Below are 25,451 nucleotides of genomic sequence, written 5' to 3'. Positions count from 1 at the left end.
CAAAACGACGAATGGCAGACATCGAGCCGCTACATGATGGTCGAGGCCTTCGCCGAGATCGACAAGGAGGAGATCGACCCCATCCTCAGCATAACCACGAAAGCCGCCTGATCATGCCCTCAGGCAATCCAGGAATTTACACCACCTTGACGGACGTGACCCTGGTCTGCCCGGGGTTGGTCATGCGCCGCAGCGTGCGGGCCATGTCACCGGCCCGCGGGCAGAAAGCGTTCGCGGCCCGCGCCCGGGATCTGTTTTGCCCGCCAGCTTCGGTCCGCCCGATCGGCTGGTGCGGGCGCCTTGTCGCCTGTCGGCCTGGCAGGCCGCAGGGCCAACCGCGCTGACGGGTGACGGCGGTTCAGCCGGCGGGGGCGGCGGCGCCCTGCATCGGCTCGGCCACCGGGACGATGAAGCCCAGGAAGTTGCGCCGCCCCTCGCGGAAATAGCTGAGCGAGGTGGTCAGGTCCTGGATCAGATACCAGCCGTAGCCACCTTCGGGCAGGCGCAGCATCGCCTCGGAGGTCGCGGGTGGGCCGTCGCACCAGGGCAGGGTGCGCGGCCCGAGGCAGTCGGGCGGCAGTGGCCTGCCGTCATCGGTGATGGCGCAGGCGATGCCGCCGACATGGCGCGCGACGCAGAGGTGGATCATGGGCGCATGCGCCTGGCCGCAGGGGGGCGACATCCCGTCCGGCGCGCCATGTTCGCAGATGTTGTTCAGAACCTCGGCCAGCGCCAGTTCCAGCCGGCCGATCGCCTCGTCGCCGGCGCTGCCGTCAAAGCGCTGACGCAGCGAGACCAGCGCCTCGCGCACGGTCAGCGGATCGGCGCGAAAGATGCGGTGCAGCATCGGTTGTCGCGTCGGCGGGGGCTGGCGCAGCCGGTATCTGGCCTGACCCATGGCGATGCCTAGCCCCCTGGCCGCAGCGCCGGATCGGCGGGGGCGTCGCTGGCCGGCAGGATGGTCAGCACCGTGTCCATGCGCGTCAGCTTGAACACCCGTTCGACATTGGGGGTCAGCCCGGTCAGCGCCAGGCGCCGGTCGCCGGGCATGGCCTTGAAGATGGCGATGATCGCGCCAAGGCCGGAACTGTCCATGAACTCGACCCCGCGAAGGTCCAGCGTGACCTGCGTCCCGGCATTGCCGATCATGCTGCGCACGCGGTCCTTGAAGGCCGTGGCGATGGCGGCATCGATGCGCCGTTCTTCGACGCGGATCGTCACGCCGTCCTGTTCAGGCAGCAAGGTCAGTTGCATTTCCGGTTCCGCCATTCCTGTTCCCGTGAATTATTTCTAGCCGGAGAATCTTGCCGAAAGGTAAGCGAATCGTCGCCGGAACCGGCCCCGGCGGCGGCTTTTTCGCGATGATTTGTCACAAATGCCCGCGATCTTGCCAGGTGGGGCTGGCCGGGGGCGCGACAGGGCCCGTTTGCGCCGCGCCTGCCACGTTGAACTGGCCGCAGAAGCGGGGCAAGCTTGATTCCCGAGCCGCAGTTACGGGCATGAGATGCACCGATGCACAGACGACATCTTGCCGCAGCCCTGCTTGTCGCCTGTCCCATGACCGGGCCGGCATGGCCCAGCGCAGCAAGCGTCGCCCTGCATTGCCCGGCAGATGCCGGCCCCCAGGTCGCGCAGCTGTGTGAGGACCTGACCGAGGCGCTGCGCCGCGCGGGCTATCAGCCGGCCGGCGGCGATGCCGGGCTGCGCATTGCACTTGCGGCGCATAGCCCGCGGCCCGACACCCTGATCGCGCGGCTGACGGTCGAGGACCGCCAGGGCCGCCGCGAGGGCGAGCTGGCCGAACTTTCGGTCATGGATCGCCCGAGCATCCCCCGGGCGCGCATCAGGGCATTTGCCGGCTTCCTGCTGCAGCAGGCCGGCATTGCCGCCCCGGACAGATAGATAGATCGGAAAGGATTGCCCATGACCCTTGCCTTTTCTGGTTTCAGCGCGCCGCTGCGCGAGGCGATGCCCTCGGGCGGTGCCGAGCGCGCGCTTCGCCGCGAGGGAGCGGATGCGCCGGCCGGCACCGGCACCGGCTACAGCATCGGCGTCGGCGACCAGTTCGACGGCAAGCTGTCGCGTGCCGGTGACGCCGACTGGCTGCGGGTCGATCTGCAGCCGGGCACCTATGTCGTCGCGCTGAAATCGCGCGGCAGCGCCGGCGTCGCCGATCCCTATCTGCGTGTGCTGGATGCCAATGGCGCCACGCTGCTTTACAATGACGACGACGGCAGCAGCCGCAATTCGCGCATCACCCTGACGGTGACGCAGCCGGCCACCTATTACCTCGAGGCCGGCAGCTATGCCGATTACTATGCCGGAGATTACAGCCTGACTCTGGCCAGCCGTGCGCCGCTGCGCAATTTCACCATGCCCCAGATCGCGGCGCAGCTGACCGATGGCTACTGGCAGGATTCAGGGCGCGAGCGGCGCGCCTTCGACGCCGGGCCGGGGGATGTGCTGAACGTCGACCTCTCGGGGCTGACCGCCGAGGGCCGCCAGCTTGCCGCCATGGCGCTGGCCGCCTGGGAGGCGGCGACCGGGCTGCGCTTCGACCTCGCCCCCGCGGCCTCGGCGCCGGTGCATGTTTCGTTCGACGATGTCGACAGCGGCGCCTATTCGACCTCGACGATCAGCGGCGCCCATATCGTCAGTTCGCAGGTGAATGTCGGGCTGGACTGGCTGGCCGACGGCGCAGGCTTCAACAGCTACGCCTATCAGACCTATATCCACGAGATCGGCCATGCCCTGGGCCTGGGCCATGCCGGCAATTACAATGGCCTGGCCACCTACGGCCAGGACAACCTCTATCTGAACGACAGCTGGCAGGCCACGGTGATGTCCTATTTCAGCCAGGAGCAGAACACCTCGGTCAATGCCAGCGAGGCCTTCATCGCCTCACCGATGATCGCCGACATCCTGGCGATGCGCACGCTTTACGGGCCGACATCCCTGCGCACCGGCAACAACACCTATGGCGAGACCACCAATGCCGGCGCAAGCTACGCTGCGATCGCCGGGGTGCTGCGCAATGTCGAGACGCGCGACGACATCGCCTTCACCGTCTTCGATCAGGGCGGCATCGACCTGCTGGACCTCAGCCGGGACAGCCATGACCAGGTGATCACCCTGGTGCCGGGCCGCCACTCCAGCGCCTATGGGCTGGTCGGCAATATCTCCATCGCCTTCGGTACGGTGATCGAACAGGTGCTCAGCGGGCGCGGCAACGATCTGGTCACCGGCAATTCCGCCAACAACCTGCTCTCCACCGGGCTGGGCAACGACACATTGCGCGGCTACGCCGGCAACGACCTGCTTTACGGAGCCGCCGGCCGTGACCGCATGGAGGGCGGGGCGGGCAACGACACCTATGTGACCGACGGCCAGGATCAGATCGTCGAGGCGGCCGGCGGCGGCGTCGACACGGTGAAATCCTATGCCTCGCTGGCGCTGGGCGCCAATCTCGAGAACCTGGTGCTGGTCTCGAATGCGGTGCAGCATGGGTCCGGCAACGGGCTGGCGAACCGGCTGACCGGCAATGCCCATGCCAATATCCTGAACGGCTATGGCGGCAATGACACGCTTTACGGCGGCGGCGGCGCGGATGTCTTCGTGTTCCGCTCCGGCCGCGACGTGGTGCTGGATTTTCGCGACAATGTGGACACGCTGCGCATCGATGATGCGCTTTGGGGTGGCGGAAGTCGCAGCGTGGCACAGGTGTTGCAGGGTGCCGAGCTGCAGGGCGGCAGCACGGTGCTGAGCTTTGCCAATGGCCACAGCCTGACGCTGGCGGGTTTTACCAATATCGCGGCGCTGCAGGACGATCTTGTGATCATCTGACGCGGCGGGCAGGTCTGGACGCGGCGGCGCAAATCGTGACACAAGCGCGGCCGCAAGGCGCGGGCCGGCGGCATGTTTTGCCACCTGCGCCGATGGAACGACCGAAAGGCCCCCCGATGCCGCTTGATCTGGCGCGTCCGCCGCTGAGCGTGTTTCACATGCCGGGCGTGCACCCCGGACTAAGCTATCTGCCGCCGCGCCCCGGCTGGGTGCTGCGCCCGGCCAGGGGTGCCCGCGTCCGCCTGTTCGCCGAAAGCGACGACGAGACGCTGCGCGCGGCGCAGCAGGCCGGTGTCGAAGGTCAGCAACGCCGCCTGCTGACCACGGTCATGGAGATCGGCTCGGCGCCCGTGGTGCTGCGAAACGCGCAGTTTCGCAACTCTTTCGCCATGATCGACGGCCGGATCTGGCTGAACGGCGCCGCCGGCAGCCGCATGCGGCAGCGCTTTGACGCCGAGAATGCCGCCGACTGGCGCCAGAGCCGGCTGACGCATGCCTTCCACCGCATGCGGCAAAGGGCCGAGGTGCCGCTGCCGGTATGGCAGGGACCGGCCACGGACATGCCGGTGGCGATCGAGCTGAAGAACGGCTTCAACTACTATCACTTCACCACCGAGACCCTGGGCAGTCTGGCGCATTTCGCCGCCGATGACAGCGGCCAGCCGATCCGGCTGCACCTGCCCGGCGGCGAGGCGCGGGCCTTTGTCCGGGGCTTTGTCGGCGCGGTGTTCCCCGCGCTTGCCGATCGGCTGGAACTGGTCAGCGCGGGCACGCGCTATGACCGCGTGCGCTCGGTCTATCACCACCAGCATTATCTCTATCAGGTCGAGGACGCACGCGTGGCCGAGATCGTCGGTGCGGCCGGCACCGACCCGCGTTGGGCGGCGCTGCGCCCAGCGGGCAACCAGCGCAAGGCGGTGGCGATGGCGTCATTCGGCTCCAGCCTGCGGCTTTTGCGCGAACATGCGTTGCGGCAGGTTCCGGCGCGCATGGTGGCGCAGATGCCGCGCCTGGTCTGGATGGGGCGCGACGAGGCCGGGGCGGCGCGGGCGCGCGGCGTCACCGGGCATGAGGCGCTGCTGGCCGGGCTGGACGCGCGCGGCTTTGCCCGCGTCGCCTTCGAGCATCTGTCGCCGCTTGAGCCGATCGCCCAGATGCAGGCGGCCGAGATCGTCATCGCGCCGCATGGCGCCGGGCTTGCGAACATGGTCTATGCCCGGCCCGGCGCGCTGGTGATCGAGATCGGCACCCGCCAGACGCAGCGGTATCGCTGGGGAGATTTCCTGCCCTGCGCCCATGTCTCGGGCTGCTGCTATGACACGGTGTTCGCCGATATTTCCCGCGTGGCCCCCGGCGCGGTGCCGCCGATCTCGGCCGGGCTGCTGGGCGTGCATATCGGCCAGCGCGCCACCCACCGCATCCTGTCGCTGGTGGACGCGGCGCTGGCCGTGGCCTGATCGCCCTAGTCCGGCGCCGCCAGCATCGCGCTGAGTTCATAGACCAGATCCAGCGCCTCGCGGGCGCTGATCGTGTCGGGATTCAGCCCGCGCAGGCGTTCCTCGACCGCTGAGGGCGCGGGCCGCGGCGCGGGCGCGGGCTGGCTGCGAAACAGCGGCAGCTCGTCCAGCGCCGCCGTGGGCCGGCCGGCGCCGCTGCGCTCGCCGCTTTCCAGCTGGTGCAGGATGTCGCGGGCGCGCTCGACCACGGCGGCGGGCAGCCCGGCCAGCCGGGCCACCTGCACGCCATAGCTGCGGTCGGCGGCGCCCTTTCGGACCTCATGCAGAAAGATCACCTCGCCTTCCCATTCGCGCACGGCGACGGTGGCGTTCTCGACCCCCTCCAGGCGGGCGGAAAGCGCCGTCATCTCGTGGTAATGGGTGGCAAACAGCGCCCGGCAGCGGTTCTTTGCGTGCAGATGCTCCATCACCGCCCAGGCGATGGACAGCCCGTCCCAGGTGGCGGTGCCGCGGCCGATCTCGTCAAGGATCACCAGTGCGTGGTCGTCGGCCTGGTTGAGGATCGCCGCGGTTTCCACCATCTCGACCATGAAGGTCGAGCGGCCGCGCGCCAGATCGTCGGCCGCGCCCACGCGGCTGAACAGCTGGCTGACCAGCCCGACATGGGCGGCGCGCGCCGGAACAAAGGCCCCGGCCTGGGCCAGGATGGCGATCAGCGCGTTCTGGCGCAGGAAGGTGGATTTCCCGGCCATGTTCGGCCCGGTCAGCAGCCAGATCGCCGGCGTCGCGCCCTGGGTCAGGGCGCAGTCATTGGCGACAAAGGCCTCGCCCTTGCGCCTGAGCGCGCGTTCGACCACCGGATGGCGCCCGGCCTCGATCACGAAGGCGCGGCTCGCGTCCACCTGCGGGCGCACCCAGCCCTCGCCGCCGGCAAGATCGGCGAAGGCGGCGCTGAGGTCGATCTCGGCCAGGGCGCGCGCCGCCAGGCCGATGGCGCCGGCGCGATCCAGCACCGCGCGGGCAAGGCTGGCAAAGATCGCCCGCTCGATCTCCAGCGCGCGGTCGCGGGCGTTCAGGATCCGCGTTTCCAGTTCCGACAGCTCGACCGTGGTAAAGCGGATCTGGTTTGCCGTGGTCTGGCGGTGGATGAAGCGCGCGTTCAGCGGCGGCGCCAGCATGCGTTCGGCATGGGTCGAGGTGGTCTCGATGAAATAGCCCAGCACGTTGTTGTGCTTGATCTTCAGGCTGGGAATGCCGGTCTGGGTGATGAATTCCGCCTGCATGGCGGCGATGACGCCGCGGCCCTCGTCGCGCAGCCGCCGCGTCTCGTCCAGTTCCGCGTCATGGCCCGCGGCGACAAAGCCGCCGTCGCGCGCCAGCAAGGGCGGCTCGGCCACCAGCGCATCGTCAAGCAGACGGGTCAGCGCCTCGTGTCCGGTCAGGTCGCGCGCCGCCCCGGCCAGCACGGCGGGCTCGGTCCCCGACAGGCGCAGGGCGATGGCGGCGCCCTGTGCCAGCCCGGCGCGGATCGCCGCCAGATCGCGCGGCCCGCCGCGATCCAGCGCCAGCCGCGACAGCGCCCGGTCCATGTCGGGCACGCGCGCCAGCGCCTCGCGCAGATCGGCGGCAAGGCGCGGCGCATCCGCCAGATGCGCCACTGCCGCCTGCCGGGCGTGGATCTGGGCCAGATCGCGCGAGGGGGCGCCGATGCGCCGTTCCAGCAGCCGCGCGCCGCCTGCCGTCACCGTGCGGTCGATGGCGGCCAGCAGGCTGCCCTCGCGCCCGCCCGACAGCGCCTGGGTCAGTTCCAGGTTGCGCCGCGTCGCCGCGTCGATCTGCATGGCGCCGCCCGGGGATTCGCGCGCCGGCGCGCGCAGCAGGGGCATGCGGCCCTTCTGCGTCAGCGCCAGATAATCGGCGATCGCCCCCATTGCCGCCAGTTCGGCGCGCGGGAACTGGCCAAAGCCGTCCAGCGTCTCGACGCCGAACAGCGCACACAGCCGGCGGATCGCGGCATTGCTGTCGAAACTGCCGGCGGGCAGTTCGGTCAGGGCGCAGCCGGCCTCGGCCGCCAGTTCGGCCAGGCGCGTGCCTTCGGGGACCAGCAGCTCGCGCGGGGCGTGGCGGGCCAGTTCCGGCGCCAGCCGCGCCGCCGAACAGGGCATGACGCGGAACTCGCCGGTCGAGATGTCCACCCAGGCCAGGGCGGATTCGTCGCGCAGGCTGGCAAAGCTGGCGAGGAAATTGTGCCGCCGCGCCTCGAGCAGCGATTCCTCGGTCAGCGTGCCGGGGGTGACGAGGCGTACCACCTCGCGGGCGACGACGGATTTTGCGCCGCGCTTTCGCGCCTCGGCCGGGTCCTCCATCTGCTCGGCGATGGCGACGCGAAAGCCCTTGCGGATCAGCGCCAGCAGATAGCTTTCCGACGCCTGCACCGGCACGCCGCACATCGGGATCGGCTGGCCCATATGCGTGCCGCGCTTGGTCAGCGCAATGTCCAGCGCCGCGGCTGCGGCCACGGCGTCGTCAAAGAACATCTCGTAGAAATCGCCCATGCGATAGAACAGCAGCGCCCCGGGATTGGCCTCGCGGATCGCCAGGTACTGCGCCATCATCGGGGTCGGTTGCTCGCTCATGTCCTGCCCTGTCGCCTGCGGTGCCGATCTTCTAGGGGATGTGGGGCGCGATGCAAACAGCCGCGGCAGTTTTGCGGTGACAGCCGCGCCGGCATGCGGCATCGTCGGGCAAAGTCATGGCGCGAGGCATTCCCATGAAACCCCTGATCGCGACGATCGCGGCCCTGACGCTGGCCGGCGCGGCCCAGGCGGCCTGTCCGGACGTGTCATTGATGCAGAACGCGGCGCGCGGCTGGATCGCCGGCCAGCGCCTGCCCGATCCTCTGGTGCGCAGCATGGCCGACGGCGCCTGCGCCTATGCCGCCTTCCGCGGCGTGCTGCAATCCGAGATGGGGCCGCCGGTCGGGGTCAAGGTCGGCCTGACCTCGCCGCAGATGCAGCAGCGCTTTGGCACCGACCAGCCGGTTTCGGGGGCGCTGTTCGCGCCCATGCTGGTCCCGGACGGCACGAGGCTGAGCCTGAAGGGCAGCCGCGCGCCGTTCTTCGAGGCGGATCTGGCGGTGACCGTCGGCGACGGCGCCATCATGCAGGCGCGCACGCGCGAGGAGGTGGCGGCGGCGCTGAAGGATGTGCGGCCCTTCATCGAACTGCCCGACATCGCCCTGCGCGAGGGGGTCAGGCCCACGGCGCCGCTGATCGCCGCCTATGGCGCCACGCCCTGGCGCGGCGTGTTGGGCCGCGGCATCGCCATCGCCGATCTGACCGATCCCGTCGCCGATCTGGCGGCGCTGAGCGTCGATCTGCGCCTGGACGGCAAAAGCATCGACAGCGGCAGCGGCGAGATGCTGCTGGGGCATCCGCTGGACGTGGTGCTGTGGCTGGTGCGCCAGGGAAACTACGACCTGAAGCCCGGCTCGGTGATCTCGCTGGGCTCGCTGGGCGGCATGCATCCGGCACTGCCCGGCCAGCGCATCGAGGCCGATTACCGCATCGGCGGCAAGGCGATGAAGGTCGGCGCAACCCTGCTGCCCTGACCCGGGTTTGCCTGCTATCCCTTTAGACAGGTTTGAAAAAAACCTTTGCCTTGCGACGGCCGCTGTCGCAACAATGTCACCCGGGGCTGACAGGTTGCAGCCAACCGCCAATCTGGCGCGTTCTGGAACGGAGTTGACGACATGACGATTCACAAGACTGCGGCGGGTGTGGCCGCCCTGATCGCGCTGGCGGGTTCGGGGGCGGCGACGGCGCAGGATCTGGCGGCGCTGGAAGCGGCTGCCAAGGCCGAAGGCATGCTGACCACCATCGCGCTGCCGCATGACTGGTGCAATTACGGCGGCATCATCGAGGGCTTCAAGAAGAAATACCCGGAAATCAAGGTCAATGAGCTGAACCCCGATGCCGGTTCCGCCGACGAACTCGAGGCGATCCGCGCCAACAAGGACAACAAGGGCCCGCAGGCGCCCGACGTGATCGACGTGGGCCTGTCCTTTGGCCCGCAGGCCAAGACCGAGGGGCTGATCCAGCCCTACAAGGTCGCCACCTGGGACAGCATTCCCGACGCCACCAAGGACGCCGACGGCCATTGGTATGGCGACTATTACGGGGTCATGGCCTTTGGCGTGAACACCGATCTGGTCGATGCCGCGCCCAAGACCTGGAAGGACCTGACCAAGCCCGAATATGCCAATGCCTTTGCGCTGGCCGGCGATCCGCGCGCCTCGGCGCAGGCGATCCTGTCGGTGATGGCGGCGGGCATCGCGAATGGCGGCGAGCCGGGCGAGGCATCGGGGCAAAAGGGCATGGAGCTGATGGCCGAGATCAACAAGGCCGGCAATTTCGTGCCGGTGATCGGCAAGTCGGCGACCATCGCCCAGGGCGCGACGCCGATCGTCACCGCCTGGGACTACAATCTGCTGTCGTGGCGCGACGGGCTGAACGGCAACCCCCCGGTCGAGGTCATCATCCCCGAGGATGGCGTGGTCGCGGGCGTCTATGTGCAGGCGATCTCGGCCTTCGCGCCCCATCCCAATGCCGCGAAACTGTGGATGGAATATCTTTACTCGGACGAGGGGCAGCTGACCTGGCTCAAGGGCTATTGCCACCCGATCCGCTTCAACGACCTGGCCAAGGCCGGCAAGATCCCGCAGGATCTGCTGGACGCGCTGCCGCCGGCGGCCGCCTATGAAAAGGCGATCTTCCCGACGCTCGAACAGCAGGAGGCCAACAAGAAGGTGGTGACCGAGGGCTGGGACAAGGTCGTAGGCGCCGCGGTCAAGGAATAGGCAGCAGCGGCCCCGCGGCATCGTCGCGGGGCCGGGCCTGACGGGGACGGGACCTCACATGCGACAGATCGGCTGGAACTGGCTGGGCGTCCTGCCCTTTTTCGCCTTTGCGGCCCTGTTTCTGGTGCTGCCGACGATGAACATCGTCATCGGCGCCTTTCGCAACCCCGCGGGCGAGTTCACCCTGGCCAATCTGGCCGGGCTGGCCTCGCCGCGGATCGTCGACAGTTTCATCATCTCGATCAAGGTCTCGCTGGCGACGGCGGTGCTGGGCTGCCTGATCGGCTTTGCCATGGCCTGGGCGGTGGTCATGGGCGGGCTGCCTGGCTGGGTGCGCGCGCCGCTGATCACATTCTCCGGCGTGGCCTCGAATTTTGCCGGGGTGCCGCTGGCCTTCGCCTTCATCGCCACGCTGGGGCGGGTCGGGCTGGTCACGCTGCTGCTGCGCCAATGGTTCGGCATCAACATCTATGCGATGGGCTTCAACCTGCTGTCGTTCTGGGGGCTGGCGCTGACCTATCTGTTCTTCCAGATCCCGCTGATGATCCTGATCATCACCCCGGCGCTGGACGGGCTCAGGCGCGAATGGCGCGAGGCTGCCGAGGTGCTGGGCGCCTCGAGCGCGCAATACTGGCGCATGGTGGCGCTGCCGATCCTGATGCCGTCGCTGCTGGGCACATTCGCGTTGCTGTTTGCCAACAGCTTTGGCGCGGTGGCCACGGCCTATGCGCTGACGGGATCCACGCTGTCGATCGTGCCGATCATGCTGTTCGCGCAGATCCGAGGCGATGTGCTGCAGGACCCGCATCTGGGCTATGCCATGGCCTTCGGCATGATCGTCATCACCGGCCTGGCCAATCTGGCCTATGTCATCATGCGCGCCCGCGCCGAGAGGTGGATGCGATGAAACGGCTCTGGGCCTGGGCGGCGCTGCTGGCGGGGGGCTTGTATTTCCTGCTGCCGCTGATCGGCACCATCGAATTCTCGCTCAGGATGCGGCGCGGGGTCTATTCGCTGGACGCCTATCGCTCGGTGCTGGCGGATCCGAATTTCCGCGCCACATTCAGCTATTCGGTGGTGATGGCGCTGCTGACCATCGTGCTGGGGGTGCTGGTGGTGGTGCCGACCGCCTATTGGGTGCGGCTGCGCCTGCCGCGTTTGAAGCCGGTGATCGAGTTCATCACCCTGCTGCCGCTGGTGATCCCGGCCATCGTCGTGGTCTTTGGTTATATCCGGCTTTACAACACCAGTTCGCTTTTGCCGCTGACCGGCAGCGCCACGGGCACGAATGTCCTGCTGCTGTGCGGCTATGCCACGCTGGCGCTGCCCTATATGTATCGCGCCGTCGACACCGGGCTTTCCACGCTCGACGTGAAAAGCCTGACCGAGGCGGCGCAATCGCTGGGCGCCGGCTGGACGCGCATCATCGCCGGGCTGATTCTGCCCAATGTGCTGGCGGCGGTGATGTCGGGGGCGTTCCTGAGCTTTGCCATCGTCATCGGCGAATTCACCATGGCGGCGCTGCTGAACCGGCCCGCCTTTGGCCCCTACATGCAGCTTCTGGGTGCGAACCGTGCCTATGAACCGGCGGCGCTGGCGGTGATCGCCTTTGCCGTGACCTGGGGCTGCATGGGCCTGATGCAACTGACATCGCGCCTGTTCGGCGTGCGAAGGACCACGGCATGAGCTTTCTGACCCTTGACCATCTGCAGAAATCCTTCGGCGCCACCCGGGTCGTGCAGGATTTCGACCTGCAGGTGGAAAAGGGCGAGTTCATCTCGTTTCTCGGGCCCTCGGGCTGCGGCAAGACCACGGTGCTGCGCATGGTCGCCGGCTTTGAGACCCCCAGCACCGGCCGCATCCTGATCGATGGTCAGGAGGTGACGCGGCTGCGCCCGAACCAGCGCCAGATCGGCATGGTCTTTCAGTCCTATGCGCTGTTTCCCAACCTGACCGTGGCCGAGAACGTGGGCTTTGGCCTGCGCGTCGCCGGCGTGGCGCGGGCCGATCGCGGCGCGCGCGTGGCCGAGATGCTGGCGCTGATCGGCCTGCCGGAACTGGGCGGGCGCTATCCCTGGCAGCTGTCGGGCGGCCAGCAGCAGCGCGTGGCGCTGGCCCGCGCCCTGGCGCCGCGGCCGCGGGTGCTGCTGCTCGACGAGCCGCTGTCGGCGCTGGACGCCAAGATCCGGGTCTCGCTGCGCAACCAGATCCGCGAGATCCAGCAGCAGCTGGGCATCACCACCATCTTCGTCACCCATGACCAGGAGGAGGCGCTGTCGATCTCGGACCGGGTGGTGGTCATGCACCGCGGCGTGGCCGAACAGACCGACAGCCCAAGCCAGATCTACAACCGGCCGGCCACCGGCTTTGTCGCGGGTTTCGTCGGCACGCTGAACCGGTTCGAGGCCGATGTGGTCGACCCCGCCACCGGCCATGTCCGCATCGGCGGCGCCGACATCCGCCTGGATCGGCCGCTGCCGCCGGGCCGGGTGACGCTGGCCGCCCGCCCCGAGAACCTGCAGCTGGCCGCCCATGGCATCCCGGCCCAGATCATCGGGGTCGAATTCCTCGGTTCGGTGCAGCGCCTGCGCGCCAGCGTCGCCGGGCAGGAGGTGGTCCTCGACCGCTTCAACGCCCCGGGCAGCGCGCTGCCGCGCAGCGGTGACCGGGTGTTTCTGGCCGTGACGCCGGCCGGCTGGCTGCTGCTGCCGGAGTGAATTGCACGGCACCTGACGAAAAAAACAGGTGAAACTTTCCCCCGGAAGGGTCTTATATCGGCATGAATCTGCCGATTCGACCGCCCGACCGGGCGGAGTTTTGCAAGTTTTTGCGTGAAGATTTTTTGGGGAGGCGATTGATGGCCACGATTGTTGGCACTGCGGGTGACGATTCTCTGCTGGGGACGGGGGGCGCCGATTCCATCTCGGGGCTTGAGGGCAACGACAGCCTGGACGGCGCCGCGGGCAGCGACACGCTGGATGGCGGCCTGGGCCGCGACATCCTCTACTGGGACCAGGACGCCGGCAGCAGCGGCGGGCATGATGTCTATCACGGCGGCACCGGCGGCGAGGATTTCGACCCCAACCCCTATTCTCACAACGGCGGCGACACGCTGAGCCTGGGCGACGGCGGTTTCAACGTCACCTATACCAGCGCCAGTTCCGGCACGGCTGCGGACGCGCATGGCAATACGCTGGAATTCGACGGCACAGAGCGGAGCTTTTTCGGCGCCGGCGGCGATTCCATCGACGCCTCGGGGGCGGTGACACAGGATGATGTCGGAGTGCGGCTTTACACCGGCGCCGGCAATGACACGGTGATCGGCAGTTCCGCCACCGATTTCGTCCGCCTGGGCGATGGCGACGACCTGTTTCATGGCGGCGACGGCAACGATGTCGCCGAGGGCGGCGCCGGCAATGACACGCTCTATGGCGAGGGCGGCAATGACGGCTATCGCTGGGGCGACGGCAATTACGACGGGCAGATCGGCACGGATTACTATTACGGCGGCTCGGGCTACAACACGCTGAACGCCTGGCAGAATGCCAGCGACGGCAGCGGCACGCATGTCGTGCTGGACAGTTCCGACAGCGGTACGGTCACGGCCGCAGGGCAGGGCGTCCTGCATTACCAGGAGTTCCAGAACCTGCTGACCGGCGGCGGCAATGACACCATCGACGCCTCGGGGGCGGGGGTGAACGGGTTTCGGGTCTATGCCAACTGGGGCGACGATTCGATCATCGGCAGCCATGGCAACGACGAGATCGAGGGCGGCTATGGCGCCGACACCATCGACGCCGGCGCCGGCAACGACTGGGTCTCGATGACCTCGGACCTGTTCCGGGGCGGCGAGGCCGAAAAGGATACCGAAGTCGACACGCTGGTGCTGCGCGACGGCTTTGGTCAGGATACCGTGCGTGCCTTCTCGATCACTGCGGGGCAGGATCAGTGGGGCAATGCGGTGCCGGCGGACCGGCTGGATGTCAGCAACCTGCATGACGCCGACGGCAATCCGCTGCGGCTGTCGGATGTGACCGTCGGCAGCTTTACCGACAATCAGGGCACGCATGCGCAGCTGACCTTCCCCAATGGCGAGACGCTGGTGTTCTATCACGTCGACCCCGAGGACCTGACCCCCGAAAAGCTGAACCAGATCGGCATCCCCTGCTTTTGTCAGGGCACGTTGATCCGCACGGATCGCGGCGAAATCGCGGTTGAACAACTTGCGGTCGGCGATCTTGTGGTCACGCGCGATCATGGGTTGCAGCCGGTGCGCTGGATCGGCAGCCGGCATCTGGATGCGATCGACCTGGCGCTGGCGCGCCGGCTGCGCCCGGTCCGCATCCGTGCCGGGGCGCTGGGCCCGAACCGGCCGGCGCAGGATCTGCTGGTCTCGCCGCAGCACCGGGTTCTGGTGCGCTCGTACATCGCGCAGCGCATGTTCGGCTGCGATGAGGTGCTGATCGCGGCCAAGCAGCTGTTGGCGATCAACGGTATCGAGCAGATCGATGTCGAGGCGATCGCCTATTTCCACATCCTGTTCGACCGCCACGAGATCGTCATCTCGAACGGGGCCGAAACCGAGTCGCTGTTCACCGGCGATGAGGCGATGAAGTCGCTTGGCGCGGCGGCCCGCGACGAGATCCGCAGCCTGTTCCCCGAGATCTGCTCCAACCCGGCTGAGGCGGCGCGGCCGTTTGTTCCCGGTGCCCGCGCGCGTCAACTCGCGCAGCGCCATGCGCGGAACGGAAAGGCCCTGTCACGCTGAAAATACAATCATAACGCGAAAATACCTGATTGAACTCACCGTTTCCTGCCTGAAAGGGCAGGTAACGCTGCAAAATGCATTTCTCTCTAATCCGCGCCGATCAGATCGATTCGGGCGGAGCGGCTTGTTGTGCCCGTCGGTTCTGGACTGTCAGGAACTGAACAGAGGGCTACATGGCCGTAATCAACGGAGGCGCGGGCAACAACACCCTGCGCGGAACGACGGGCGCCGACACCATCGGCGGCCATCTTGGCAATGACGTGCTGAATGGCGGGCGCGGCAACGATCGCGTCGATGGCGGCGCCGGTGCCGACATCCTGGTCTGGGATCAGGATCCGCTGTCGCGCGGCCGGCTGGATGTCTATCTGGGCGGCGCGACCGAAGAGCGCTACGATTCCAACATCTACAGCGCGCTCAGCGGCGGCGACCGGCTGGTGCTGAACGGCAGCGGCGCCTTTCGCGTCGGCTTCACCAGCACCGAGAACGGCACCGCCCATGACGCCTGGGGCAACCAGCTGAATTTCGTCGGCATCGAGCGGCTGCAGACCGGGGCGGGCAACGACCGCATTATCGCCTCGAATGCGGTGCTGAACCCCGGCCGCGGCTCGGGCGACAGCCATACGCCGACGCATGGCATCACGGTCAATTCCGGCGCCGGCCGGGATTACATCGTCGGCAGCCGCGGCTCGGACGTGCTGGACCCCGGCGCGGGCAATGACACCGTCTATGGCGGGGGCGGGCTGGACCTGCTGATGCCCTCCGAGGGCAATGACTATGGCCATGCCGGCGCCGGCGACGACAATGTGCGCTGGGGCAACAACGGCAGCATGGGGGTGATCCGCAACATCGGCCATGACACGCTGGTGGGCGGCGACGGCTTTGACCTGCTGAACGTCTGGACCAAGGTCAGCGGCGACAACAGCACCGGCGGCACCGTGGTCTTCACCTCGACCAGCGCCGGCCGCGCCAGCTTTCCGCAGGGCAATGGCACGCTGGTCTTCAGCCAGTTCGAGCAGTTCTGGACCCATGAGGGCAAGGACACCATCGCCGGCGGCAATGCCGTGGTCGGCGCCGATGGCAAGGGCCTGCATGTCAACACCCGCTGGGGCGACGACATGATCACCGCCACCCGCGGCCATGACACGATCGAGGGCGGTGTCGGCGCCGACACCATCGACGGCCGCCAGGGCAATGACATCATCTCGATGTGCGACGGCGTGTTCGAGGGCCGCAACGCCCAGCCCGACGCCGAGCGCGACGTGCTGATCATCCGCGATGGCTCGGGCTCGGACCGCATTCTGGCCTTCCAGGCGGGCGACGCGCGCGGCGCCGGCGGCAGCATCACCCGCCACAGCGACGCGCTGAACGTCAGCGCCCTGCACGATGCCCAGGGCAATCGCGTCGATGTGAACGATGTCCGCGTCACTTCGCAGAACGGCGATGCCGTGCTGACCTTCCCCAATGGTGAGCGCATCGTGCTGGAGGGTGTCGATGCCGGGATCATGGACCGCGCCATGCTGATCAAGCTGGGCATCCCCGCCGCCGGTGCGGCTGCCGGCCGCATGGCCGCGCCCGAGACCGCCGAGCCCGCCGCTGCCGCCGCGCCTGCGTCGCGCGCCCTGCCCGCCGCCGAGGCGGACGAGTTCAACTGGACCGCTGCGTCGCCGGGCGCCACCGGGGAACTGCGCGAACTGGTCGCGACGCATGACGACCAGGCGGCGCGGGATCTGGCGCCGGACGCCGGCGCGGCGCCGGTGAATGATTTCGACTGGGGCTGATCGCCGCCGGTTTGACAGCCGGGCGTCCGCGGGTTGCGGGCGCCCTCAGTCCTGCGCCTTGTGGCGCAGCGCCAGGGCCTGGCGCAGGTGGCCGGGCAGGATGGCAAAGCCCCTGGCATAGCGGGCAAGCAGCCGGCGCGGATTGGACAGCATCCGCCACAGCCATTCCAACTTGATCCGCCGCACCAGTCGCGGTGCGCGCCGCTGGTGGCCCGAAAGAAAGTCCAGTCCGGCCCCGATCGAGGCAAAGCCCACATCGCCCAGCGCGTCGCGGGCCCGGATGGCAAAGATTTCCTGCCGCGGCGCGCCAAGCGCCAGAAAGCACAGCCTTGCCCCCGAGTCGCGGATGCGGGCGATGATGTCCGCGGCTTCTGCGCCCATCGGGTCGAAGGGAAAGCCCGGCGCGACCGTCAGCGCGATCCGCAGCCCCGGCAGGCGGCGCTGCATCTCTTGCGCCGCCAGCGCCAGCGAGTCCTCGCTGCTGCCGATCAGCGCCACGCCCTGGCCGGCGTGCGCCGCCTCGGCCGCCAGCGGCAGCACCAGGTCCGAGCCCGGCGCCAGCGCCACCGGCCGCCGCGCGATGCGCGACAGCCAGACGATGGGATTGCCGTCGGCGCAGACCAGGTCATGCGCGCCATAGGCGCGGCGAAAGGCGCCATCCTCGCCCAGGCGTTGCAGGTGGTCGACATTCAGCGTGGCGATGGCAAAACCCTGCCCGTCCTGCAGGCGCTGGCGCACCGCGGCCAATAGCGCAGCGGAATCGTGACAATTGATCCTGACGGCATTGCCGTCGGGAAAGCTGAAATGCATGATGTGCCTCGGTCCGGTCGGAACTTGCGGCAGGATGGGTCGGGGGCGGCGCGAATGCAACGCCCTTGGCGATGGAATTCAGTGCCGCGGCGCCAGGAGACAGGGCCATGCCCGCTTTCGCCCTGATGATGCTCTTGTCCTGGCCGGTGGTGGTCGGGCTGCTGTTCTCGCGCCTGGACCGGCAGCGGGCGCTGATCTGGTCGCTGTTTGCGGGCTATCTGCTGCTGCCGATGCTGGTGACCATCGACCTGCCGGTGTTCCCGGGCCTGGACAAGTCGGTGATTCCGGCGATCTCGGCCGCGCTCATGGTCTGGTTTTTCATGCGCGACCGCGAGCGCGACGCGCCCAGGGCGCCGCCGATGGGCGGGCCGGTCGTGGTGCTGCTGGCGATGTGCTATCTTTCACCGCTGCTGACCGCGCTGACCAATCCCGATCCGCTGATCGACGGGGTCAACTATCGCCCGCCCATGTCGATCAGCCAGGGGGTGGCGAACCTGATGCTGCAGTTCTTTCAGCTGCTGCCCTTCCTGATGGGCTACAAGCTCTTGTGGAACGCGCGCGGGGCCGAGCTGTGGCTGCGCGCCCTGGTTCTGGGGGTGCTGTGGTATACCATTCCCATGCTGGTTGAGTTGCGCATGAGTCCGCAGATCCACGTCTGGGTCTATGGGTTTTTCCAGCACGATTTCATCCAGACCGTGCGCTATGGCGGCTATCGCCCGATCGTGTTCCTGCAGCATCCGCTGTGGGTGGCGCTGCTGGCGATGACCGCCTTTCTGGCGGCGATCGCCGTCGCCCGTAACCACCCGACCCGGCGCAACCTGCTGATCGCCGTCTATCTTGGGGTGATCGTGTTCCTGTGCAAATCGGCGGGGGCCTTGATGCAGGCGATGATGGCGGCGCCGCTGGTGGCCTTTACGCGGCCGCGCACGATGATGCTGGCGGCGGCGGTGGTTGGCAGCGTGGCCTTCGCCTATCCGACGCTGCGCACCACCTCGTGGATGCCGCTGCAGGGCATCGTCAACCTTGCCATGTCGATCTCGCCCGAGCGCGGCCGCTCGCTCGAGTTCCGGCTGATGAACGAGGAGATGCTGCTCGAACGCGCGATGGAGCGGCCGGCCTTCGGCTGGGGCAGCTGGGGGCGGTCGCTGTTTTACGACCCCTACAGCGGGCTTCTGTCCTCGGTGCCGGACGGGATGTGGGTGATCGTGATCGGCGCCAGCGGCATCTTTGGCTATGTGGCGCTGTTCTTGCTGCTGCTGACGCCGATCTATGCCATGCTGCGCGCCCTGCCGCGCGACCCCCGCCCCGAGCAGCAGCCCGAACTGGTGTTTCTGGGCGCGCTGTCGCTGATCCTGGCGATGAACCTGCTGGACCTGATCCCCAATGCCACGCTGACCCCGCTGACCTGGCTGACGGCGGGGGCGCTGCTGGGCAATGCCAATCGCCTGCGCCAGGGTGTGGACCAGGGGGCGGATCTGGGGGTGGCCCTGCCGGTCCGCCCGCGGATTCTGCCTAAAAAGGCAGGCATCCAGACGGTTTTATAGGTTGGTTGCAGGCGCGGAATTCGCTATTCCGGATACACTTCCGGTTGTTTGAACCATTACGGCCCGCAGGGGCGTTACCAAAGTTGAAAGAGGCGCGCCCATGGCCTTCGACACACCCGCCGTTGGGGAAACGGACATTGCGATCATCGGCATGGCGGCGCAGCTGCCCGGCGCTGCCGGCGTCGCGGAATACTGGGACAACCTGTGCCGCGGCGTCGAATCGATCCGCCCGCTGACCGAGGCCGAGCTGATCGCCCGGGGCGAGGCGCGGGCGCGCCTGTCCGATCCGAATTACGTCGCCTCGGCCGCCATCCTCGAGCATTTCGACGAGTTCGACGCCGAATTCTTTGGCCTGTCGCCGAAAGAGGCGGCGATCATGGACCCGCAGCACCGCAAGTTCCTGGAAACCTGCTGGCATGCGCTTGAGGATGCGGCGCAGGTGCCCGAGCGCTTCAAGGGCAATATCGGCATCTGGGCCGGCTGCGGCATGGGCAGCTATTTTTACTGGAACGTGTGCTCGAACCGCGATCTGGTGGATGGCGTCGGGCATTTCCTGCTGCGCCACACCGGCAATGACAAGGATTTCCTGTCCACGCGCGCCAGCCACGTCTTCGACCTCAAGGGGCCCAGCGTCAATGTGCAGACGGCCTGCTCGACCTCGCTGGTGGCGATCCACATGGCCTGCCAGTCGCTCAACTCGGGCGAGTGCGACATGGCCCTGGCCGGCGGCGTCACCATCGAGATGCCGCACGGGCTGGGCTATATCTACAAGGAAAACGAGATCCTGTCGCCGGATGGGCACTGCCATGCCTTCGACCACCGCGCCCAGGGCACGGTATTCGGCAGCGGCGCGGCGGTGGTGGCGCTGCGCCGGCTTGGCGATGCGCTGGCGGATGGCGACCACATCTGGGCGGTGATCCGGGGCAGCGCCATCAACAACGACGGCGCCGCCAAGGCCGGCTATCTGGCGCCCAGCGTCGAGGGCCAGGCCCAGGCCGTGGCCGAGGCGCTGGTGATGTCGGGCGTGACCTCGGACGGCATCGGCTATGTCGAATGCCATGGCACCGGCACGGCACTGGGCGACCCGATCGAGGTGGCGGCGCTCAACCAGGCCTATGCGCGGGTCTCGGACGGCACGCGGCAGGGGCCCTGCCACATCGGCTCGGTCAAGACCAATATCGGGCATCTGGACACGGCTGCGGGCAGCGCCGGGCTGATCAAGTCGGCGCTGGCCGTGCATCACGGCACGATCCCGGCCAGCCTGGGGTTTCAGCGCCCGAACCCGGCCATCGACTTCGAGGGCGGGCCGTTTCGGGTGAACGACCGGCTGTCGGACTGGCCGCTGCCGGGGGTGCGGCTGGCGGGGGTGAACTCGCTTGGCGTGGGCGGCACCAATGCCCATGTCATCCTGCAGCAGCCGCCCGAGCCTGCGGCCTCGGGTGAATGCGACTGGCCGTTTCACATCATCGCGGTCTCGGGGCGCAGCAAGGCGGCGCTCGATGCCAACAGCGCGGCGCTGGCGGGCTGGCTGGCGGCCAATCCCGGCGTGAACATGGCGGATCTGTCATTCACCCTGACGCAGGGCCGGCGGCAGTTCGACCGCCGCCGGGTGCTGGTCGCGCATGACGCGGCCGAGGCGGCGGCGCTGCTGGGCGGCGCCGATCCGCATCTGGTCTTCGACCATCAGCCGCTGGGCGATCCGGCGCAGGCGGTGTTCATGCTGCCCGGCGGCGGCGCGCAATATGCCGGCATGGCGCGCGACCTATACCAGACCGAGCCGGTGTTTCGCGACTGGATGGACCGCGGGCTTGACCACATGGCGCAGGCGCATGGCGTGGACCTGCGCGCGCTGTGGCTGCCCGAGCCGGGGGCCGAGGCCGAGGCCGATCGCCGGCTGCTGCAACCCTCGCTGCAACTGCCGCTCTTGATGATCACCGAATATGCGCTGGCGCAGCTGTGGATCGGCTGGGGCGTCCAGCCCGCGGCGCTGATCGGCCATTCCATGGGCGAGAATACCGCCGCCTGCATCGCCGGCGTGATCGGTTTCGAGGACTGCATCGGCCTTGTGCGGCTGCGCGGCCTGCTGATGGACCGGGTGCCGGCGGGCGGCATGCTGTCGGTGCCGCTGGAGCCGCAGGATTTCGCCGCGGAACTGGCGGAACTGGGGCTGGATCTGGCGGCGGTGAACGGGCCGGCGATGGCGGTGGTCTCGGGGCCCGATGCGGCGCTGGAGCGCTTCGCCGCCGCCATGGCCGCGCGCGAGATCGAATGCCAGCGCATCGCCATCTCGATCGCCGCGCATTCGCGGCTGCTGGACCCGGTGCTGGAGGAATTCCGCGCCTATCTGGCCGGGATCGCCCTGCAGGCGCCAAAGATCCCGATCATCTCGAACCGCTCGGGCCTGCCGCTGAGCGCCGAAGAGGCGACAAGCCCCGATTACTGGGTCCGCCACCTGCGCGGCACCGTGCATTTTGCCCAAGGTATCGCGCATCTGGCCCAGGAACCGGGGCGGGTGTTTCTTGAGGTCGGGCCGGGCCGCGCCATGCAGGCCATGGCCAAGGCCCATCCGGCGGTCGGCGCGCAGCAGGTGATCTCGACCCTGCGCCACCGCGACCAGGCGGCGGGCGACGACAGCTATTTCATGGCGGCGCTGGCGCGGTTCTGGGCCTGCGGCGGCCAGATCGACTGGGACCAGGTCTGGGGCGAGGGTCGCCGCCAGCGCCTGTCGCTGCCGGTCTATGCCTTCCAGCGCAAGCGCTATTTCATCGAACGCTCGACCAGCCTGGCGCCCGAGGCGGCCGAGGGTCTGGCCCGCATCGAGGAACCCGCGCAATGGGGCTGGCGCCCGGCCTGGCGCCTGGCCGCCCCCGCGGTCGAGATCGGGCCGCAGGGCCCGGTGCTGCCGGGCCGGCAGAACTGGCTGGTGCTGGCCGACGACCTGGGGCTGGCCGATCAGCTTGTCGCACGGCTGCAGGCGGGCGGGCAGCGCGTCGCCGTGGTCCGCCCGGGGGATACCTTTGCCGACAAGGGCGAGGGCCGCTTTACCCTGCCGGTCGAATCCGACCGCGAGGGCTATGAGATGCTGCTGGCGGCGCTGGTGGCGCAGGATCTGGCGCCGGATCGCATCCTGCATCTGTGGTCGGTGACGCAGGGCGTGCAGTTCCGCCCGGGTTCCAGCCTGCTCAACAGCCAGCTCGAGCGCGGCTTCTTCGGCCTCACCCATCTGGCGCAGGCCATCGGCGCGGAACTGCCCGATGCGCGCATCGAGCTGATCGCCTTTTGCAACGATGCCCTGCGGGTGGCGGACGAACCCGCCCCGGTGCCCGAAAAGGCCACGGCGCTGGGCCCGATCCGGGTCATCCCGCGCGAGATGCCCAATGTCTCGGCGCGGCTGGTGGACATCCGCCTGCCCAGGGGCCGGTCTGATGCGCTGATCGCCAACCTGCTGGAGGAGGCGCTGGCCCCCTCGGGCGCGCCGGTGGCGGCCTGGCGCGACGGCCGCCGCTTTGAACAGGGGCTCGAGCGCGTGGCGCTGGCCGATGACGGCATGGCCGGCATCCCACCGGGCGCGACCTGCCTGATCACCGGCGGCTTCGGCGGGCTGGGGCAGGCGATCGGCCGCGAACTGGCGGCGCGCGGCGGCGCAAGGCTGGCGCTGACCACCCGCGGGCGCGTCGATACCCCCGCGGTGCAGGCGGCGGTGCGGCATCTGCAATCGCTTGGCGCCGAGGTGCTGGCGATCCGCGCCGATGTCACCAGCCCCGAGGACATGGCCCGCGCCTGCGCCGAGACGCGGGCGCGCTTTGGCAGTCTCGACGTGGTGCTGCACGCGGCGGGGGTGATCCGCGACAATCTGATCGCCGCCAAGACCGACGACGACGCCTGGGACGTGCTGGCGCCCAAGCTTCTGGGCACGCGGGCGCTGGTGCAGGCGCTGTCGGATCAGCCAGCGGGGCTGACAGTGCTGTTCGCCTCGACCTCCTCGGCGATCGCGCCGGCGGGGCAGGTGGATTACGTCGCCGCCAACGAATATCTGAACGCGCTGGCACGTTCGGCGCCAGCGGCGCTGGGGCGCGTGGTGGCGGTGAACTGGGGCGTCTGGGCCGATGCCGGCATGGCGGCGCGAGCCATGGGGCTGGACAGTGCCTCGGCCGTGACCGCGCCCGAGGGCAGGCCGCTGCTGGAGGCCAGCCTGCCGATGCCCGGCGGGCGCGAGTTCCGCAGCACCCTGGACATCGGGGACTGGATCATCGGCGGCCATCGCACCGCCGCGGGCCAGGCGCTGATGCCGGGCACCGGCTGGATCGAACTGGTGGCCGAGGCAGCGCTGGAATGCGGCCTTGCCCTGCCGCTGGCGATTCGCGAGCTGGAATTCCGCCGCCCGGTGCTGGTCACCGACCGGGCGCTGGTCACCACCCGCGTCCAGCCCGAGGGCGACGTCATGCGCATCGACATCCTCGACGACCCGCAGGGCGAACCGAATGTGACGGCGCTGGTCGCCGCCCTGCACGAGGCCGCGCCGCAGCCGCTGCAGGTGACGGGCGGCTGGGACCGTGACGGGCAGGGGGCGGCGATGCCCTCGGCGCAAGAGGGGCAGATGGATTTCGGCCCGCGCTGGCAGGTGTTGCGCCGTTATCGCGTTGCGGAGGGCGAGGGCGTGGCGGAACTGTCGCTGGCGCCGGAATTCGCCGGCGATCTGGCGCAGGGCTGGCTTGCGCATCCGGCGCTGCTGGACATCGCCACCGGCTGGGCCATGGCGCTGATCAAGGGCTGGAGCCCATCGCATCTGTGGGTGCCCATGGGCTATGACGCCGTCCGCCTTTACCACCCGCTGCCGGCGCAGTTGATCAGCCGCATCCGCAACGCCGGCGAGAACAGCGATGCCCAGGGCCTGGCGCAGTTCGACATCACCCTGGCGGCGCCCGACGGCACGATCTGCGCCGAGATCCGCGGCTTTGCCCTGCGCAAGCTGGCGACGGCGATCTCGGCTGCGGCGCCGGCGCGCGGGCGGGTGGCGCGCAGCCTCTCGCCGGCCGAGCGGCGGCTGCAGCACAATATCGGCCAGGGCATCCCGGCAGCCATCGGTCCCGCCATGCTGAGCCGGGCGATCTCGACCGGGCTGGCGCAGGTCTATGTCTCGTCGCTGGACCTGCCGGCGCTGGTGGCCGAGGCTGGAGTGGCCGAGGACGCAGCGCCCGCCGAGGGCGGCTTTGAACGCCCGGATCTGGACAGCGATTTCGTCGCCCCCGCGCCCGGCACCCAGGCGGAACTGGCGGCGATCTGGTCGGAACTGCTGGGCATCGCCCAGGTGGGGGCCGCGGACAGCTTCTTCGATCTGGGCGGGCACTCGCTGATCGCGGTGCGCATGTTCGGGCAGTTGCGCAAGAAATACGGCGTGGACCTGCCGATCTCGACCCTGTTCGAGGCGCCGACCATCGCCGGGCTTGCGGCGCTGGTCGAGGAACGCACAGGCCCGCGCGAACTGGTCTCGCCCGACAATGTGCGCGCGCTGCCGGTCTCGGCGCAGCCGAAATACCGCTTCCTCGTCGACATGGGCGGGCGCGGCGAAGGTACGCCCTTTTTCATGGTCGCCGGCATGTTCGGCAATATCATGAACCTGCGGCAACTGGCGCAGCGCATGGGCGTGGACCGCCGCTTCTGGGGCATCCAGGCGCGCGGGCTCTTGGGCGACGACAAGCCGCATGAGAGTTTTACCGAGGCCGCCCGCGACTATATCGCCGAATTGCGCCAGGTGCAGCCCGAGGGGCCCTATCTGCTGGGCGGATTCTCGGGCGGCGGGCTGACCGCCTATGAGATGGCGCGGCAATTGCGCGACGCCGGCGAGGAGGTGGCGATGCTGGTGCTGCTGGACACGCCGCTGCCGCTGCGCGAGCCGGTCAGCCAGAAGGACCGGCTGATGATCCGCCTGGGCGAATTGCGCGAGGGCGGGCCGGGATTTGCCTGGAAATGGCTGCGCGACCGCGTCGCCTATGAGGTCTTCCGCCGCCGCAAGGCGCGCGCGGCCGAGGCCGAGGCGGGGGCCGAGGTCTCGGGTGCCTTCCATGACCTGGCGATCGAGGCGGCCTTTCTGGCGGCGCTGCCGGGGCTGCAGCTGTCGGTCTGGGAGGGGCCGGTGGCGATGCTGCGCCCGCCCCTGGACCGGCGCTGGAAGGCCACGGGCGGGCGCTGGATCACCTCGGGGCGCGATTATGTGGTGGCGGACAATGGCTGGACGCCCTGGATGCCCGGTCTGCGGGTGATCGAGGTGCCGGGCGACCATGATTCCATGGTGCTGGAACCCAATGTGCGGCGCATGGCCACGGTCCTGCGCGAGATCCTGCAAGGCGCGGATGCCGGGGCAACGGTCCGCGCCACCGCGGCGGAGTGAGAAAG

16 protein-coding genes are annotated in these 25,451 nt (G+C 68.7%); 12 read left to right on the top strand and 4 right to left on the bottom strand.

The genetic code is table 11. The features are described from left to right. Positions 1-358 precede the first annotated feature (358 nt). Together WMK75_RS08260 and WMK75_RS08255 are read right to left on the bottom strand one after the other, a co-directional pair. Entirely contained in the window at positions 359-898 is a 540-nt protein-coding gene (locus WMK75_RS08260) for an ATP-binding protein (RefSeq protein WP_347267198.1), read from the bottom strand. Between the two features lie 8 nt (positions 899-906). Continuing rightward, the gene (locus tag WMK75_RS08255) at positions 907-1,254 is read right to left on the bottom strand and encodes an STAS domain-containing protein (RefSeq protein ID WP_347267197.1); all 348 of its coding nucleotides are present in this window, start codon (positions 1,252-1,254) and stop codon (positions 907-909) included. 258 nt (positions 1,255-1,512) lie between these two features. Here WMK75_RS08255 and WMK75_RS08250 point away from each other — a divergent pair, with 258 nt between their 5' ends. From WMK75_RS08250 to WMK75_RS08240, 3 genes are all read left to right on the top strand, one after another. Then, on the top strand, positions 1,513-1,902 hold the full coding sequence (locus WMK75_RS08250) for a hypothetical protein (RefSeq protein WP_347267196.1): 390 nt from the start codon (positions 1,513-1,515) through the stop codon (positions 1,900-1,902). Positions 1,903-1,923: 21 nt separating this feature from the next. Continuing rightward, positions 1,924-3,843 (top strand): M10 family metallopeptidase, encoded by a 1,920-nt coding sequence (locus WMK75_RS08245; protein ID WP_347267195.1) that lies wholly within the window; start codon positions 1,924-1,926, stop codon positions 3,841-3,843. Between the two features lie 116 nt (positions 3,844-3,959). Further along, a complete protein-coding gene (locus tag WMK75_RS08240) occupies positions 3,960-5,300 on the top strand; it encodes a glycosyltransferase family 61 protein (protein WP_347267194.1) in 1,341 nt (446 codons plus the stop codon). Between the two features lie 5 nt (positions 5,301-5,305). Here WMK75_RS08240 and mutS read toward each other — a convergent pair whose 3' ends face one another. Further along, positions 5,306-7,936 carry a DNA mismatch repair protein MutS gene (mutS, locus tag WMK75_RS08235; RefSeq protein ID WP_347267193.1) on the bottom strand — a complete coding sequence of 877 codons (2,631 nt, stop codon included), beginning with the start codon at positions 7,934-7,936 and terminating at the stop codon, positions 5,306-5,308. Positions 7,937-8,070: 134 nt separating this feature from the next. Here mutS and WMK75_RS08230 point away from each other — a divergent pair, with 134 nt between their 5' ends. The 7 genes from WMK75_RS08230 to WMK75_RS08200 all read left to right on the top strand — a co-directional run bounded on the left by WMK75_RS08230 (position 8,071) and on the right by WMK75_RS08200 (position 16,704). Continuing rightward, positions 8,071-8,910, top strand: coding sequence for a fumarylacetoacetate hydrolase family protein (locus WMK75_RS08230; protein WP_347267192.1), 840 nt, complete (start codon positions 8,071-8,073; stop codon positions 8,908-8,910). A 141-nt stretch (positions 8,911-9,051) separates the two neighbouring features. Beyond that, a complete protein-coding gene (locus tag WMK75_RS08225; RefSeq protein ID WP_347267191.1) occupies positions 9,052-10,158 on the top strand; it encodes an ABC transporter substrate-binding protein in 1,107 nt (368 codons plus the stop codon). Between the two features lie 58 nt (positions 10,159-10,216). After that, positions 10,217-11,065, top strand: coding sequence for an ABC transporter permease subunit (locus WMK75_RS08220; protein ID WP_347267190.1), 849 nt, complete (start codon positions 10,217-10,219; stop codon positions 11,063-11,065). Continuing rightward, the gene (locus WMK75_RS08215) at positions 11,062-11,844 is read left to right on the top strand and encodes an ABC transporter permease (RefSeq protein ID WP_347267189.1); all 783 of its coding nucleotides are present in this window, start codon (positions 11,062-11,064) and stop codon (positions 11,842-11,844) included. The genes WMK75_RS08220 and WMK75_RS08215 overlap by 4 nt, the downstream gene beginning before the upstream one ends. Next, complete coding sequence (locus WMK75_RS08210; protein WP_347267188.1) at positions 11,841-12,875, top strand: ABC transporter ATP-binding protein; 1,035 nt, start codon at positions 11,841-11,843, stop codon at positions 12,873-12,875. Before WMK75_RS08215 ends, WMK75_RS08210 begins: the two co-directional genes overlap by 4 nt. Positions 12,876-13,015: 140 nt before the next feature. Then, a complete protein-coding gene (locus tag WMK75_RS08205; protein ID WP_347267187.1) occupies positions 13,016-14,926 on the top strand; it encodes a Hint domain-containing protein in 1,911 nt (636 codons plus the stop codon). 173 nt (positions 14,927-15,099) lie between these two features. Continuing rightward, complete coding sequence (locus WMK75_RS08200) at positions 15,100-16,704, top strand: calcium-binding protein (RefSeq protein ID WP_347267186.1); 1,605 nt, start codon at positions 15,100-15,102, stop codon at positions 16,702-16,704. 45 nt (positions 16,705-16,749) lie between these two features. Here the strand turns inward: WMK75_RS08200 and WMK75_RS08195 are convergent, their stop codons facing one another. After that, entirely contained in the window at positions 16,750-17,514 is a 765-nt protein-coding gene (locus WMK75_RS08195) for a WecB/TagA/CpsF family glycosyltransferase (protein WP_347267185.1), read from the bottom strand. 107 nt (positions 17,515-17,621) lie between these two features. Between WMK75_RS08195 and WMK75_RS08190 the strand changes: the two genes are divergently transcribed. Together WMK75_RS08190 and WMK75_RS08185 are read left to right on the top strand one after the other, a co-directional pair. After that, entirely contained in the window at positions 17,622-19,058 is a 1,437-nt protein-coding gene (locus WMK75_RS08190; protein ID WP_347267184.1) for a hypothetical protein, read from the top strand. 100 nt (positions 19,059-19,158) lie between these two features. Beyond that, on the top strand, positions 19,159-25,446 hold the full coding sequence (locus WMK75_RS08185; protein WP_347267183.1) for an SDR family NAD(P)-dependent oxidoreductase: 6,288 nt from the start codon (positions 19,159-19,161) through the stop codon (positions 25,444-25,446). Positions 25,447-25,451: the final 5 nt, after the last annotated feature.

This window comes from Paracoccus sp. (in: a-proteobacteria) (assembly GCF_039808215.1).
GTDB lineage: Bacteria > Pseudomonadota > Alphaproteobacteria > Rhodobacterales > Rhodobacteraceae > Paracoccus.
Note: the sequence above shows the minus strand (reverse complement) of the source record. Positions and strands in the feature narration are given on the sequence as shown.